Below are 15,038 nucleotides of genomic sequence, written 5' to 3' on the forward strand. Positions count from 1 at the left end.
CGGGGTGCGGGGGATGGAGATTCGGCTGCTAGGGCCGATCGAGATCATCAACGACGGGCGTGCGCTGGATGCCGGCGCGCCACAACAGCGGCTGGTGCTGACCGCACTGGCCGCCGACGCCGGTCGTCTGATCGGCACGGAGAGTTTGATAGACCGGGTGTGGGACGTGGCTCCCAGTGGTGCCCGCCGGACGCTGCAGGTGCATCTCAGCCGTCTGCGGCGGCTGCTGGACACCGCGCAGACGGAGGGTCAGGCGCCGGTCCAGGTGCTGCGCCGCTCCGGTGGATACCTGCTGGACGTGGACCCGGAACAGGTGGACGCCCTGCGGTTCCGGCTCCTCGTCGAGCGGGCACACGAGCGGCAGCGCACCGACCAGGAGAGCATGAAGCTGCTCGCCGAGGCGATGGACCTGCGGCGCGGCCCGCCCCTGGCCGACCTGCCCGGCCAGTGGGCCGCCACCGTCCGGCAGGCCTGGGACCAGCAGTATGTGGATGCCGTGCAGGAGTGGGCGGCCACCTCGGTCCGGGTGGGTGAGGTCGGCCCGGTGCTGGCTCTGCTGGCCGGCCTGACCGCCGAGCGGCCGACGGCCGAGTCGCTGGCGGCGGCCTACATCCGCACCCTGTACGCGGCGGGCCGCCCCGCCGACGCCCTCGACCACTACGCCGGAATCCGGCAGCACCTGGCCGAGAAGCTCGGCGCCGACCCGGGCCCGGAGCTGCAACAGCTGTACCGGCAGATCCTCGCGGCGGACCCGGCCCTCGCCCAGCCCGCCACCCTCGCGCAGCCCGCGGTCGAGGCGCACACCGGGTGGACACCGCGCCAGCTGCCCGCTCCCCCACCGGCGTTCACCGGCCGGGCCGACGAGCTGGCCCTGCTCGACCGGCCCGGCGACACCGACGACCTGGTGATCACCGTGATCGACGGGATGGCCGGTGTCGGCAAGACCGCGCTAGCCATCGAGGCGGCACACCGGATCGCCGGCCGGTACCCGGACGGGCAGCTCCACCTCGACCTGCGCGGCTACACCGAGGGCGCCGAGCCGATGGAACCGGCGGAGGCGCTCGACCATCTGCTGCGCGGCATCGGGGTCCCGGAGCCGCAGATCCCGGCCGGCACCGACGGTCGGGCCGCGCTGTACCGCACCCGGCTCGCCGGCCGCCGCGTGCTGATCGTGCTGGACAACGCCGCGGGCGAGAGCCAGGTGGCACCGCTGCTGCCCGGCGCGCCCGGCTGCCTGGTGCTGGTGACCAGCCGCCACCAGCTGGCCGGGCTGGACAACACCAGGCAGCTGTCGCTGGACACGCTCGCCGTGTCCGACGCCGTCACGCTGTTCGTCCGCAGCGCCGGCGTGGACCTCCGCGGTCACGATCCCGCCCTGCTGGCCGAACTGGCCGAGCTGTGCGGCCGGCTGCCCCTGGCGATCCGGATCGCGGCGTCCCGGCTGCGCTCACACCCGACGTGGAGCCCGGCACACCTGGCCGAGCGGCTGCGCGACCAGCGATACCGCCTGGCCGAGCTGGAGGCCGGCCAGCGCAGCGTCACCGCCTCCCTCGACCTGTCCTACCAGCGGCTCAACCCCGAACAGCAGCACGCCTATCAGGTCCTGGGCCGCCACCCGGGCCCGGACATCGACGAGCACGCCACCGCCACGCTGCTGGACGCCACACCGGTGTCTGCGACCCAGATCCTCAACCAGCTGCTCGACATGAACCTGCTGCGGGAGCCGGCCGCCGGCCGCTACCAGTTCCACGACCTGACCCGCGCCCACGCCGCCTACACCGCCGCCCGCGACGAGCCGTGAGCCCGGCGGGCGCCGTCCCGCACGCCGCCGGGCAAGCTGCCGCGCGGCTTCCGAGTCGCTTCCGGTGGACGGCTCGCTTCCGGTGGACGGCTCGCTTCCGGCGAGCTGTCAGGTTCGGCCGGCGCTCGGGATGCCGGCCGATTCGGCCACGCGCGCGAGACGCCGCAGGGCGGACCCGATCAGCACCAGGACGATGCCCAGGCCTGCGGCCAGGACCGCGACGCCGAAGGCGACCACCGAGGTGAACAGCGAAGCCTGGAGGAACGAGGCCGTCATCACGGAGTCCCGGTTCGGGTCGTCGCGTGGCAGTTCGGCGTACGTCTTCCCGCCCATCCCTCCACCGTTGCGGTGGAACGGGCCGGCGAAATCGTCCGTGGTGGATGAGACGCCGGGCGCCCTCACCCTCCGCGGATGAGGAAGATCGATGGCGTACGCCATAGCCTGGCTCCTGCCGCCCGCCCTTGGGAGTCATCGATGGGACCTCTGGACACCGACGTCGCCCCGTACGTCTCGACCGGCCAACTCCCCTCCCCCGAGCAGGTGCAGCGCTCCGTCGACGAGGCGTACCAGCGGTATCGGTCGCACACCGAGGGCGAATGCTCCCGGGTCTACCCCGCCCTGGCCCGCGTGCCGGCTGACCTGTTCGGCATCTGCGCGGCCGGAAGCCGCGGCGGCCGGTACGCGGTCGGTGACGCCGAACACGGATTCACCGTGATGAGCGTGGCCAAGCCGTTCGTGTTCGCCCTGGTCTGCCAGGTCCTGGGCGCGGACCAGCTGCGGCAGCGGCTGGGTGTCAACGCCACCGGCCTGCCGTTCAACTCGCTCACGGCGGTCGAGCGCGGACCGGACGGGCGTACCAATCCGATGGTGAACGCGGGCGCGATCGCGACCGCCAGCCTGGCACCCGGTGACACCGCCGCGGCCAGGTGGAAGTTCCTCGGCGACGGCCTGTCCCGGTTCGCCGGCCGGGAGCTGCCGCTCGACGAGGAGGTCCACGCCTCCGCGTCGGCGACCAACCACCGCAACCGCGCCCTCGCCGACCTGCTGCAGACCTATCGCCTCCTGGGCTGCGACCCGGTCGAGGCGGTCGGCCTCTACACCCGGCAGAGCTGCCTGCGGGTCACCGCTACCGACCTCGCGGTGATGGGCGCGACCCTGGCCAACGGCGGGGTCAACCCGCGCACGAACGAGCGGGTGGTGGACAGCGGTGTCTGCCACTTCACGCTCGCGGTGATGGCCACCGCCGGCCTCTACGAGACCTCCGGCGACTGGCTGTACGAGGTAGGAGCACCGGGCAAGAGCGGCATCGGGGGCGGCATCATCGTCATCTCCCCGGGCAAGGGTGCGCTGGCCACCTTCGCGCCGCCGCTCGACAGCTACGGGAACAGCGTCAGAGGGCAGCTGAGCGCCCGGTTCCTCTCCCGCCGGCTGGGGCTGACCCTGTTCGCCTCCGAGCCGGGAATCTGAGGCGGCCATGGACGCGGCGGCCGTGGCGCTGGTCGCGCTCGTCGTGTTCGCCTGGGGACTGTTCGCCAACCGGCTCGGCCGCGCGGACCTGAGCTCGCCGATCGTCTTCGTCGCCGTCGGCGTGGTGCTCGCCGAGGTGCTGCACGTCGTCGATGTCGAGATCACCCTGGAGAGCATCAAGCTGCTCGCCGAGGTCACCCTCGTGTGGGTGCTGTTCGCGGACGCTTCCCGGGTGGGCCTGCGGGAGCTCCGGGCCGACCTCGGGCTTTACGCCCGGCTGCTCGGGGTGGGGCTTCCGCTGACGATCGCCGCCGGGGCGTTGCTGGCGGCGTGGGTGTTCGACGGTACGGGATTCTGGCTCGCGCTGCTGGTCGGTGCCGCCCTGGCCCCGACCGACGCGGCGCTGGGTGCGTCCGTGATGACCAACCCCGCGGTGCCCGAACGGGTCCGCCGGGTGCTGAACGTGGAGAGCGGGCTCAACGACGGCATCGCGACTCCGGTGGTGATGGTCGCGATCGCGGGTGCCGCGGCCGCCGAGGGCGTTCAGAGCCACGGTGTGAGCGCCGCTCTCCTCGATCTGGCGATCGGGCTGGCGGCCGGGATCGGCGTCGGCATGGCCGGCGGGCTCGGGCTGCGCGTCGCGCGCCGCCGGGGCTGGTCGTCCGAGGACTTCACCGGGCCGGCCGTGCTGGCGCTGGCGCTGGTCGCGTACGCGGGCACGCTCTGGCTGGACGGCAACGGCTTCGTCGCGGCGTTCGTCGCCGGGCTGGCGTTCGGCCATTTCGCCCGGCGCGACGGCGACGTGGAGACCCACTATGTCGAGCAGACCGCCGGACTGGTGTCGCTGCTGACGTGGCTGGTCTTCGGGGCGGTCGCCGTACCGATCGTCGTGGACCGCTCGGACTGGCGGGTCGCCGTCTATGCCGTGCTCAGCCTCACCGTCGTACGGATGCTTCCGGTGGCCCTCGCCCTGATCGGCACCCGGCTGCCACTGGCGACCGTGGCGTTCATCGGCTGGTTCGGTCCCCGCGGCCTGGCCTCGGTCATCTTCGCGGTGATCGCCCTGGAGGAGATGCACGGCGGGGCCGGCCAGGCGGTGGCGATCATCGGCGTGACCGTCCTGCTCAGCGTGCTGGCGCACGGTCTCAGTGCCAAACCACTGGCCGATCGGTACGCGGCAACCGTCGCCGATGTTCCGCACACCCGCCCCGATCGGCCGCCGACCCCGCCGCTGCCGGTTCGCGGGCTGCCGCCGCACGGCGCCGGGCGTCTCACCCGGCCGGGATGATCTGCGGGAATCCCGGACCTGGAACTCTGGCCGGGCCGTATTCGCGCGAGGAAGGTGCTCCCATGAATGGATGGCTGATGTGGGGACTGATCCTTCCCCTGCTGCTGGTAGTGGCGGGCATCGTCGTTCTGCTGCGCCGGCGGAACGGCCGCGGGTGAGATGCGGTCCCGCGTACACATCCTGCTGATCCTGATTCTGCGGTCCGCGCCGCAGTCCGCGTCACCGGCTGCGTCCTGACTCAGTTGATTAATCCATTGCGGATGATGTCGGCGGGAGCGGCGGGCGGTCTACTCAGGGAGACACGCCGCCGACCAGCTGGCGGCTCCCTTGGAAGGGCGCTCATATGTTCGACGACAACGGCTCGTTCCTTCTGGCAGTCTTCGAATTCTTCATCTTCTGCGCCTGGTTCATGTGCCTCTTCTGGGTCTTCGGAGACCTGTTCCGCAGCAAGGACCTCGGCGGCTTCGGCAAGACGATGTGGTCGATCTTCCTGATCATCCTGCCGATCATCGGCATGCTGGTCTACCTGATCGCACGGGGCTCCGGCATGAACGACCGCGCGATGGCCCAGGCGGCCGAGATGCAGAAGCGGCAGGAGGCCTACATCCGCTCGGTGGCGACACCGGACAGCGGCAAGCGCAGCGCCACCGAGGAGATCGCCTCGGCCAAGTCGCTGCTCGACTCCGGCGTGATCACCGAGGCCGACTTCGAGCGCTTGAAGGCCGACGCTCTGGGACACAGCACGAAGGCCGCGGTCGCGTAGATCCTTGCCTCTTCACTACCGCTTCTGACAGCCGCTTCTGACGTGGGCAGGCGCACACGTTGGGGTTGCGTGTGCGCAGGTCACGCCCATGACCTGGGTGAACGCGCACACAACCCCAACGGGTGCGCCTGTCTTCGCCCGCCACGAGCTTCCGGGGCGAGCGGCCGGCGGGGCAGTACGCACGGCCCGTTTGGGCGATGATGGCGCGATGCCTGCCAAGAACATCCTTTCGTACCGGTCCAGCGGCTCGATCCTGAGCATCAGCTCGAAGAACTCGATCCTCTCGGTCGGTTCCTTCGGGTCGATCCTGTCGGTCGCCTCGTTCGGCTCGGTTCTGTCGATCGGCTCGGTCGGCTCGTTCGGCTCGGTGCTGTCGGTGGGCTCGTTCGGCTCGGTCCTGGCCATCGGCACCTTCGGCACGGTCCTGACAACGGGCTCCTACGCGGTAGCCGCAGCCGTGGTCGTAGCCGCCTCCCTCGGCCTGGTCCTGATCAACCGCACCAGCCGCGCCCTGGCCGGCTCCTCCCGCTGACCGCCCGCCGCGCCACTCGCGCCGCCTCGCGGGTCAGCGGTACGTGCGGACCTTGCGGATCTCGGTGCGCAGGGCGGGCGTCCCGTCGACCGGAGCGGGATCCTCGGCGGTCGGCGTGATGCCACCGGCCGCGACCCGGTCCAGCGTCGCCAGCCCGCGCGGCGTCACCCCGCCGAAGACCGTGTAGTTCGGGCGCAGAGCCGAGTCCCCGTAGACCAGGAAGAACTGGCTCCCGTTGGTGTCCGGGCCCGCGTTCGCCATCGCCAGCACCCCACGGGCGTAGAGCCGCCGCACCCCGGTCGGATCGGTCGGCGCCGGCGGCAGGTCCGTCGGCAGCTCGTCGCGATAGCGGTAACCCGGACCACCCTCACCGGTTCCGCTCGGGTCACCGCACTGAAGAACCTTCAGAGTCGGGTACGCGGTGAGGCGATGGCAGATCGTCCGATCGTAGAACCGGTGCCGGGCCAGGTGAAGGAAGCTCTGCACCGTGCAGGGCGCCGCGCCACGGTCGAGCACCAGCGGAATCGGCCCGAGGTTGGTCCGCAGCACCGCCGTGACCGTCCCCCGGCTGGGAGTCCGGTGCGGGTCGCGCGGCAGTGGCACCGGCCGGGCGGCGGGCTCGTCCGGCGTCGGCGTGTACTGGCAGGGCCCCTTGGTGGGCGCCGTGGGCGCCGGGCCGCTCTGGGCACGCGCCGGATCCGGCACGGCGACGCAGAGCAGAGCGGCTGCTGCGGTGACGGCGAACGCACGGCGCACCCCTTTGTGCTGAACCACGATGCCTCCCCAATTGATTGACGACAATCTATCGGAGGCCACCGCGCCCCCGGTAGGGAGTCCGCGAGTCGCACGGTGGGCCCGCCGCGCTGCGGATAACCTCGGCACGCGTCCATGGATCGTGTCTGCGGCACACCGGCGGGGAAGGAACCAACAGGTTGGTGGGGATCGAGGACGACCTGCGCCTGCTGCGCGCCTACGAGCCGGTTGCCAGGTTCACCGAGGGTGAGTACTTCTTCCCGGTCCAGGTCGAACGGTACGTCAGCCGGGCCGGCCTGTGGCGCTCCGAGCCCGGGGAGCGCCCGGTCCAGGTCGCCGCGCCGGGTGACCTCACCCTGGACAGCCTCGCCGCGGCCGGCGGCGCCGAGCAGGGCCTCGGGCATTCGCTCTCCGGCATCGACGCCGACGAGAAGCACCTCCCCGTGCACATTCCGCTGCGCGACCGGCCGCCCCATCTGGCCCGGTCGAGCCGCCTGGCGTCGGTCGGGCTCACCGCCCGGCTGGTCGACACCCTCAACCGGTTCTCGCTGCTGTTCCGCGGCAGCGTCCCGGGTGGGAGCGCGGCCCGCTCGTTCCTGTTGCAGCGTGATCACCTCCAGCCGGGGCGGCCCACCTACTACGGGCGGGTGGTGCGCGACGACCCGTGGATCGTGTGCCAGTACTGGTTCTTCTACAGCTTCAACAACTGGCGTTCGGCGTTCGGCGGGGTCAACGAGCACGAGGCCGACTGGGAGCAGGTGACGGTCTACCTGGACGCGGCCGGCGCGGCCGGCCCCGACGGGCTGCCGCCGGTGGCGTGGGTGGTGTTCTCGGCGCACGAGGAGACCGGCGACGACCTGCGGCGGCGCGGCGACGACCCGGATCTCAGCCTGGTCGGCGGCCGGCACCCGGTGGTCTTCGTCGGCGCAGGTTCACATTCCGGCGCGTACCTGCCCGGCGACTACCTGATCACGGTGCGGCCGCCGCGACTGCGTGGCCTGGTCGGCGCCCTGCGATGGGCTGCCCGGCTGCTGGCGCCGTGGTCGGCCGAGGATCAGCGCAGCGTCGGCATCCCGTACGTCGACTATGCCCGCGGTGACGGCCGCGCCGTCGGCCCCGCGCAGGCGGAGCCCTGGCATCCGGTGATGATCGACGACGAGACGGCGTGGGTCCGCGACTTCCGCGGCCTGTGGGGCCGTGACACCCGCGACCGGCTGGGTGGCGAACGTGGCCCGGCCGGCCCGCGTTACCGGCGCGACGGCACCGTGCGGCCGGCGTGGGCGGATCCGGTCGGCTGGGCGGGCCTGGCCAAGGTGGTGCCCGACGCGGCCACCGAACGGCAGCTCGTCGAGGTCCGTACCCAACGAGACCGTGACCGGATCGCCGAACTGGACCGCGAGATAGACGCCATGCGTCACGAGCTGACGGTGGCCGCCGCGGGCCTGCCCGCCGGCGACCCGGAGGTGCGTGCCCTGGCCGGTCAGGAGCAGCAGCTGATCGGCCTGCAGATGGAACGCACCCGCATTGCCGACGAGCTGCACCGCAGCGCGACTGCCGGGCCCGTGGCGCAGCACCCGCACGCCCACCTGATGCACCGGCGGGTGCCGCTGGAGGCGTCGACCGGCTTCCTGGGCCGGGCCCGGTCCTGGTGGGCGGTGATCAGCACCCCGCTGATCCTGTGGGCGCTCGGTGCCGTGCTGTCCCCGCTGCCGATCGCCGGCCAGGAGACCGCCCTGGTCCTGCTGCTGGTCCTGCTGACGGTCGAGGGCCTGGTCCGCGGCAAGTTCCTGGCGGTGCTGCTGCGCCTGCTGCTCGCCTGCGCCGCGGTCCTGATGCTGGCCGTGCTCTGGTACGACGGGCGCTACGTCGTCACCTTCACCTTCTTCTTCGCGGCGCTGCTCGTGCTGCTGGTGAACGTCCGCGAGGCCACCCGCCGCTGACGCCGCTCACACGCCAACACCGCGCCACCCGCCGCTCATACGCCAACGCCGCGCCAGCCGTCGAAGCAGAAGCGGCCGAACTCGGTGAGTTCGCGGACCGGCCCGGTCCGCTGCTGCGATCCGGCGTCCGGCTGCGGCTCGCTCACCGGCGGCACCCGGCTCGCCGGTGGACGGCCGGGCGGGGCGCCGACGCGCTGGGCCGGCGCGAGCAGATAGTGCTTCATGATCGCCGGGAAGCGGTCGGTGAGCAGGTTGCGCGGGCGCTCCCAGGCGACACCGGCCTCCTCGCACGCCTCCTGGACCGCACGCTCGGAGGCGAGGTTGGCGAACCCGGACCGCTGATAGGGCAGCACGTGGTGCACCCGGTGCGGGCTCAGGCCGGCGGTGAGGAACAGGTCCATCCACCGGTTGCCGACCACGCTGAGGTCGTAGCTCAGGCAGACCTGCTGTGCCGCCCAGTCGTTGCGCAGCGCCGCCGGGATCGCGGCGAGCTCGTCGTCCTCCGCGTCCTCGAAGTCGTGGCTGGCGACCACCAGGAACGTGTTGAACCAGAGCGTGAGAACGAACTGGACGATCCACGCGACCACGTGGCCGGTGGCCAGGCACACCGCCAGCTCGGCCAGCAGCAGGGCGCGCACCAGCCAGAACTCGAGCCGGTACGTGCTGCGCCCGTGTTCGCGCGCGATGACCTCGTAGCCGCGTACGGCCAGCCCGAGCACCAGGATGCCGAACTTGTGCAGCGTGTAACCCGGCACCCGGAGCAGCGGGTGCAGCCGCAGCATCCCGTCGAAGAAGGTGCGTTTCACGTCCGCGCCCGAACCGAGGTACGGATGGTGCAGCAGCACGTGGCCGTCGGTGCCGATCAGGCAGGTGCCGACGTAGTTGACGTCGAACAGCGCCTTTCCGAACGGCATCGCGTACCGGCGCCGGCCGGGCTTCGACCTGCGGTGGATGTGGTAGTGGCCGGCACCGGCGAGTGCCGTCCGGGTGAGCACCACCGCGACCACGAACAGCCAGGCCGGGATGGCGCCGAGCACCAGCAGGGCGAACGCCGCGACGTGTGCCGCACCGATGATCCCGGTGACGACGTCGAAGGCGCGGTCGTGCCGGCGTACGGCCGGGCGGGACAGGTGGATGTCGAGCCTGGCCCGGATCGCCGCCAGCAGCGATCCCTGTTCGGCGTACTCCAGGCGGGGCAGATCCTTCGACGCGTCGAACTCGGGCGGCATCAGGAACGGCGGCACCCCCATCTTGGGCAGCACGTCCGCCTCGGTGGGCCCGTCGATGCGGTACTTCGCGAGAATGCGGCGCAGCCGGGCCGGATCCCGGTGATAGGTGTGGAACAGCGCGCTGATGTCCCGGCCCTGCGTGGTCTCGAACCAGATGGTGCCGCCGGGGTGGGTGTCCGCCCACGCGGAGAAGTCGTACGCGACCCCGTCGACGATCCAGAACGGCGGCCCCTGCGGCAGGACCGTCCCGGTGAACGGGGAACTCGGTGTGGTGTCGACCATGTCGGTTCCTCTCAGTGAGCCGTCAGTCCTCGCCGGTGCGCCAGCCGTCGGCGACGTACCGCCTGGCCGGCAGATGACGCCCGCCCTTCGACCCGCGCAGGTAGGTGCGCACGAAGACCGGGAACCTTTCGGTGAACAGGTTGCGCGGGCGGTCCCAGACCATTCCGGCCGCCTCGCAGGCAGCGCGGACCGCCGGCTCGGACACCAGGTTGGCGAAGCCGGACCGCTGGAACGGCAGCGTGTGGTGTACGCGGTGGGTGTTGAGCCCGGCCGACAGGAACACGTCGGCCCACTTGTTGCCGGAGATCGTCAGATCGTGGCTGAGGTGGATCTGCCGGGCCGCCCAGTCGCCGCGCAGCCGCTCGGGCAGGCCGTCGACGGGCGCGTCCTGCTCGTCCGGCTCGAAGTCGTGGCTGGCGGTGATCAGCACGGTGTTGAACCAGAGGGTCAATACGAACTGGATCAGCCAGGCGAGCCAGTGCCCGGTGACCGCGCAGGCAACGAACTCCGCGGCCAGGAATCCGCGGACCAGCCAGAACTCGGCGCGGATGCCGGCGTGCCGGGTGCTGCCGAAGATGATCGGCACACCGAGCCGGGCGATGCCGAACAGCGCCATCCCCAGCTTGTGCACCGTGTAGGCGGGTATCCGCAGCGCCGGGTGCACGCGCCGCAGGGCGCCGAGGAACGCGCCCTTGATGTCGGCGCCGCTGCCGAGGTAGGGGTGATGAAGGACGACGTGACCGTCCACCCCGACCAGGTACGTGCCCACGTAGTTGAAGTCGAACAGGGTGCTCGGCAGCATCCCCGGGCTCAGGACCCGCGACGGGCGCCGCGGCTTGCGGCGGTGCAGATAGAAGTGGCCGGAGCCGGCCAGCGCCGTCCGGGTGAGCACCAGAAGGAACACGCAGGCCCAGGCGGGCAGCACACCGAGCAGCAGCGCCGCCAGCACGGCGAGGTGCCCGGCGAGCACGGTCACGCTGATCGCGTCGAAGACCCGGTCGTACCGGCGCAGCCGCTCCCGGGGTGCCAGCTTCTCCACCTCGCGGACGATCTCCGCCCGCAGGTCGCCCGCCCCGCCGAACTCGAACCGCGGCACGTCGGTGACCGCGTCGAAGCCCGGCGGCAGAAGGAACGGCGGCAGGCCCAGGTTCGGGATGACGTGCCCGGCGCCGACGTCGTCGATCCGGTACTTCGCGAGGATCGCGCGCAGCCGCTGCGGATCGCGGTGGTAGGTGTGGAACAGCGCGGTGATGTCCCGGCCGATCGACTCGGCGAACCAGGCGCCGCCGCCGGGGTGCCTGTCCATCCATTCGCTGAAGTCGTAGGCCTGGCCGTCGACGATCCAGAACGGGCGGCGCAGGCCGGTGCGATCGCGTTCGGCCAGCGCCAGATCGGGCCCGAGCGGGTGGGTTCCCCCGGGTGGTGGCGGGCCGGGCCGGTGCGGCGGGCCTGGCCGGCGTGGCGGCGGGGGCTTGCGTCTGCTCACCGCTGCTCACCTCCGAGGTTCGCGAAGCGGAAGAGCGCGGTCTCGATCTGGGCACCCGGCCCCATGGTGATCATCACGCCGAGGTCACCGGCGGCGGCCGTACCCTCGGCCAGCAGGCGTTCCAGGCTGACCAGGAAACTGCCGCTGGAGATGTTGCCGTAGTCGCGCAGCACCGACCGGGTGTGCCGGACGTCGTGCTCGCCGAGCCCCAGGCTCACCTTGATCGAGTCGATCACGGCGCCACCGCCGGTGTGCATCACCCAGTGCCGGATCACGGACCGGTCCAGACCGTGCCTGGCGAGCAGCCGGTCCACCGGCCGATAGACATTGAAACCGATGACGTACGGGATGTCACGGTCGAGAAAGAAGCTCCATTTGTTGTGCTCGGTATTCCAGTCGAACCGCATCGCCGGCCACTGTTCCGGAATGCAGAAGCTCTCGAAGTCGAGAATCTGCGGCCGCAGTCCCGGCCCCGCACCGGTGACCGATCCCGCCGTCACCACGGCGGCCGCCGCACCGTCCCCGAATATGCTGTTGACGATGCCGGTTCCGGGCGTGTCGTCAACAACGTAGATCGCCGAATTGATCTCGCAGCAGACCATCAGGGCGACGCCGCCCGGATGGTTCCCGGCCCATTGCGCCACCGCATTCATACCGTTCAGCCCGGCGTTGCACCCCATACCGACGAGGTCCGCGCGGTGCAGGTCGGACCGGAACCCCAGCTCCCGGGAGAGCAGCGAGCTCAGGCCCGGAACCATGAAGCCGGTCGTCGTGACGCACATCAGGTAGTCGACGTCACCGGCACCGAGCGACGCCGCGCCGAGCGCACGCCCGATCGCCTGAGAACCGATCTCCAGCGCGCCGTCACGGAACCGGCGCTGCAGGTCCACCGGTGTCTCCGGCGGGATCCGCCCGGCCGGTCCGGGCTCCGGGGCCGGCAGATAGAGATGCCGGGTACGGATGTGCGGCGCGCTCAGCAGCTTGCGGACCACCCGGTTGGTCAGGCCGAGCAGGTTGCCGACCTCGTCCTGGGTGTAGGAGCGCCGGGGAAACGCACTGCCGACCGAGGCCACGAGCGCCGGCCGGGTCGCCGGCCCGGCCGCGGTGGCGGCGAGCATTTCGGATACGTGAGTGGACATAGGCGTCCTTCAGTCTCGTTTCCAGCAATGGCGAAGAACGTAGCAGGAATAGACCCGCCACCGCTGTCCCTATGGCGACTCACCAATTCTTTGTGCAATTTCCACTCTTAGCACGCGACAGATACCCGTATTCTGATTTGCCGCGTTATCAGCGCGGTTCCCCGTGCGACGGCGAGCCCGAGTACGGCCTCGATCTCCATACGTGAACGCCTACCGACGGGTGCGAGGAGGCCGCATAGGAGCGAAAGCGGGCGACGCGAAATGACGGATCTGGGACACCGCGGGGGCGGCGAGGGCCCCGCACAGAGCGCTGGACACCGTCGCATCAACTGCCGCGCGGCCCCGGATATCAGCAGTGACGATCTCGGGCGCTGCAGCTTGGCATTCTCATAGGTGATCCAGCACTCTCATCAGATGTGATCGCCCAAGATCTCTGGGGCGGCCGGAAGCTTCCGGATCTTGGGTAACCGGCCACACCCTGCGGTGCAGAAACGCCCAAGATCGTGTCCGGCCGGCGCGGGAAGCAGCCCAGGACCCGTATGTGGTCACCGCACCAGGGTCGATCAGCCGCCCACCATCCGGGCAGGCGGGCTTACGCGCGATCCGCTCTCAGCCCGGTCATGCAAGAGTTCGGCAAGATTACGGCGAGTCTGCAACGTCTCGTCATGGTCAGAGCCCAACGTCTGCTCCTGAAGATCGATGACGGCACGGAACTCGTGGGACGCCATCTCCACGTCACCCTGGTCGCGCATCGCCAACGCACGGTTGCGCCGGGTCCGAAGGGTGTCGGGATGGTGGGCGCCGAGCAGCTCGGCCTGGTCGTCCATCACCTTCTGAAACTCCTCTTCCGCCAGACCGAATCGTCGGCGGTCGTATTCGAGGAGCGCCAGGTGGTGGCGGGTGTCGAAGACGTGAGCATGACGCTCACCCAGCACCTGGCGCTGCAGCTTCAAGACGTCCTTGAACTCACGTTCAGCCTCGTCTTCTTTACCTTCGCTGCGGAGGACGAGTGCGACATTGTGTCGGGTACGCAATAGATCTGGGTGGTCCTCGCGCAAGAGTTCTCTCTGCGCGCTGAGTACCGCCTCGAATTCGGCGCGAGCAGCTCGCACATCACCCCGGTCGTAGAGCACCCTACCGAGATTGTTCTGCACGATCAGCAGGATGAGCCGGTCGGGCGTCCTGCGAATGGCTTCGATGACGGATCGAAATGCGGCCTCGGCCTCGGCGAGTCGTCCACGGCGGTGGAGAATGCGCGCTCGGTTGTAGCGGCACGCAAGTGTCATCTCATGATCTTCGCCGTACAGTTCTCTGAAAGCGAGGTAAACAGCCTCATGCTCGAACTGTGCTTCGTCCACCTTGCCTTGGTCGAAGAGGACGAGAGCGAGATTGTTCCGGGTGACGAGGGTTTCTTGGGCCTCGTCACCAAGAAGATGCCGCCGAGTCTTGAGTGCCTCTCGGTAAACACGCTCGGCCTCCGCCCAGTACCCTCGCGTGTACAGGACACGGGCTTTATTGTGTTGTGCTGCGGCTATCACGAGATCGAGTTGACGCTCCGTGTCCTCGTAAGAACCTTCCTTGAACATGGTCTCAGCCAGGTGATGGTGCGCGACGACATGCTCGGCACTCAAGAAAGAGACCGCCGGTTCCGCTGTGCGGGAACCTGAAGCACGAGGAAGAGCGTCATCGCTGCGTTGTGTATCCTGCCAGAGCGTCTTGAAGACTTCTTTATCACCTTCGAGTGCGTCAACAACCAGGAGAAGTGTCTCCAGCTTCGGAATTCGCCTGCCCTTTATCACGTCGTTGACAGTCGTGTGACTCAACGCCTTGAACTCGGCCGGGCGACGCGGACCCGAACCGGCGGAGGCACTGAGTCTCTCAATCCTGCGCGCGATCGTGCGGCAACTCGGGGCACGTGCCGCTATGTGCGCTTTTTCGGATGGCTTCGTAAAGTCGCCCGGCGGCTGTCATCCACGCCTCCCATCCTTGCGCGGACGGCCCTGCATCGACGCCCGCTCCCTTCGCAGCGAGCGACCGCGATCAAGCCCCGAGTTCGAGGTCACGCGCCTTTCACCCCCACGCCTCGGACGTTCGGACCGCTTGCCCGCAAGGTGTCGCCGGTCGACCGCCGGCGACTGGTCGCGTCGAAGGAGCAGGGACACCATTTCATGTGCTCGCCGACGGTGTCCATCATGTCGAGACCACACATAGGTCAATGCGAGAACGACCACGGCGGCCGTGGAGAGCAACCATGAAACCACGGTGATCAGGACCGGAACAATGAGCCTTTTCCAACCTGACGGTGCTGGTCACGGCAGGTGTGGGTGGCCGGTGTCGACATAGGACGAGACTCCCGGT

12 protein-coding genes are annotated in these 15,038 nt (G+C 70.0%); 6 read left to right on the plus strand and 6 right to left on the minus strand.

Annotation, left to right across the window (positions count from 1 at the left end; translation table 11 throughout):
* Positions 1 to 13: 13 nt before the first annotated feature.
* Positions 14 to 1,801 carry a BTAD domain-containing putative transcriptional regulator gene (locus tag ACFQV6_RS38430; protein WP_378032630.1) on the plus strand — a complete coding sequence of 596 codons (1,788 nt, stop codon included), beginning with the start codon at positions 14 to 16 and terminating at the stop codon, positions 1,799 to 1,801.
* Between the two features lie 108 nt (positions 1,802 to 1,909).
* Here the strand turns inward: ACFQV6_RS38430 and ACFQV6_RS38435 are convergent, their stop codons facing one another.
* Positions 1,910 to 2,239, minus strand: coding sequence for a hypothetical protein (locus tag ACFQV6_RS38435; protein WP_378032631.1), 330 nt, complete (start codon positions 2,237 to 2,239; stop codon positions 1,910 to 1,912).
* A 36-nt stretch (positions 2,240 to 2,275) separates the two neighbouring features.
* On the opposite strand from ACFQV6_RS38435, the gene glsA reads away from it, so the two are divergent.
* From glsA to ACFQV6_RS38455, 4 genes are all read left to right on the plus strand, one after another.
* Complete coding sequence (glsA, locus tag ACFQV6_RS38440) at positions 2,276 to 3,268, plus strand: glutaminase A (protein ID WP_378032632.1); 993 nt, start codon at positions 2,276 to 2,278, stop codon at positions 3,266 to 3,268.
* 7 nt (positions 3,269 to 3,275) lie between these two features.
* Positions 3,276 to 4,556 (plus strand): cation:proton antiporter, encoded by a 1,281-nt coding sequence (locus ACFQV6_RS38445; protein ID WP_378032633.1) that lies wholly within the window; start codon positions 3,276 to 3,278, stop codon positions 4,554 to 4,556.
* Between the two features lie 343 nt (positions 4,557 to 4,899).
* Positions 4,900 to 5,319 (plus strand): SHOCT domain-containing protein, encoded by a 420-nt coding sequence (locus ACFQV6_RS38450; RefSeq protein ID WP_378032634.1) that lies wholly within the window; start codon positions 4,900 to 4,902, stop codon positions 5,317 to 5,319.
* A gap of 208 nt (positions 5,320 to 5,527) precedes the next feature.
* Entirely contained in the window at positions 5,528 to 5,851 is a 324-nt protein-coding gene (locus ACFQV6_RS38455; protein WP_378032635.1) for a hypothetical protein, read from the plus strand.
* A gap of 33 nt (positions 5,852 to 5,884) precedes the next feature.
* Here ACFQV6_RS38455 and ACFQV6_RS38460 read toward each other — a convergent pair whose 3' ends face one another.
* Entirely contained in the window at positions 5,885 to 6,625 is a 741-nt protein-coding gene (locus ACFQV6_RS38460) for a peptidylprolyl isomerase (RefSeq protein WP_378032636.1), read from the minus strand.
* Positions 6,626 to 6,786: 161 nt separating this feature from the next.
* Here ACFQV6_RS38460 and ACFQV6_RS38465 point away from each other — a divergent pair, with 161 nt between their 5' ends.
* Positions 6,787 to 8,544, plus strand: a complete 1,758-nt coding sequence (locus ACFQV6_RS38465; protein ID WP_378032637.1) for a hypothetical protein — start codon at positions 6,787 to 6,789, stop codon at positions 8,542 to 8,544.
* 35 nt (positions 8,545 to 8,579) lie between these two features.
* On the opposite strand, the gene ACFQV6_RS38470 is transcribed toward ACFQV6_RS38465, so the two are convergent.
* The 4 genes from ACFQV6_RS38470 to ACFQV6_RS38485 all read right to left on the minus strand — a co-directional run bounded on the left by ACFQV6_RS38470 (position 8,580) and on the right by ACFQV6_RS38485 (position 14,503).
* Positions 8,580 to 10,055 (minus strand): fatty acid desaturase, encoded by a 1,476-nt coding sequence (locus ACFQV6_RS38470; RefSeq protein ID WP_378032638.1) that lies wholly within the window; start codon positions 10,053 to 10,055, stop codon positions 8,580 to 8,582.
* 22 nt (positions 10,056 to 10,077) lie between these two features.
* Positions 10,078 to 11,541 carry a cytochrome b5 domain-containing protein gene (locus ACFQV6_RS38475; protein WP_378032639.1) on the minus strand — a complete coding sequence of 488 codons (1,464 nt, stop codon included), beginning with the start codon at positions 11,539 to 11,541 and terminating at the stop codon, positions 10,078 to 10,080.
* Complete coding sequence (locus ACFQV6_RS38480) at positions 11,538 to 12,680, minus strand: type III polyketide synthase (protein WP_378032640.1); 1,143 nt, start codon at positions 12,678 to 12,680, stop codon at positions 11,538 to 11,540. The genes ACFQV6_RS38475 and ACFQV6_RS38480 overlap by 4 nt, the downstream gene beginning before the upstream one ends.
* A gap of 563 nt (positions 12,681 to 13,243) precedes the next feature.
* Positions 13,244 to 14,503: a tetratricopeptide repeat protein gene (locus tag ACFQV6_RS38485; protein ID WP_378032641.1), complete on the minus strand. Its 1,260-nt coding sequence runs from the start codon at positions 14,501 to 14,503 to the stop codon at positions 13,244 to 13,246.
* Positions 14,504 to 15,038: the final 535 nt, after the last annotated feature.

The sequence above is a fragment of the Actinoplanes sp. GCM10030250 genome, assembly GCF_042666575.1.
Classification (GTDB): Bacteria; Actinomycetota; Actinomycetes; order Mycobacteriales; family Micromonosporaceae; genus Actinoplanes.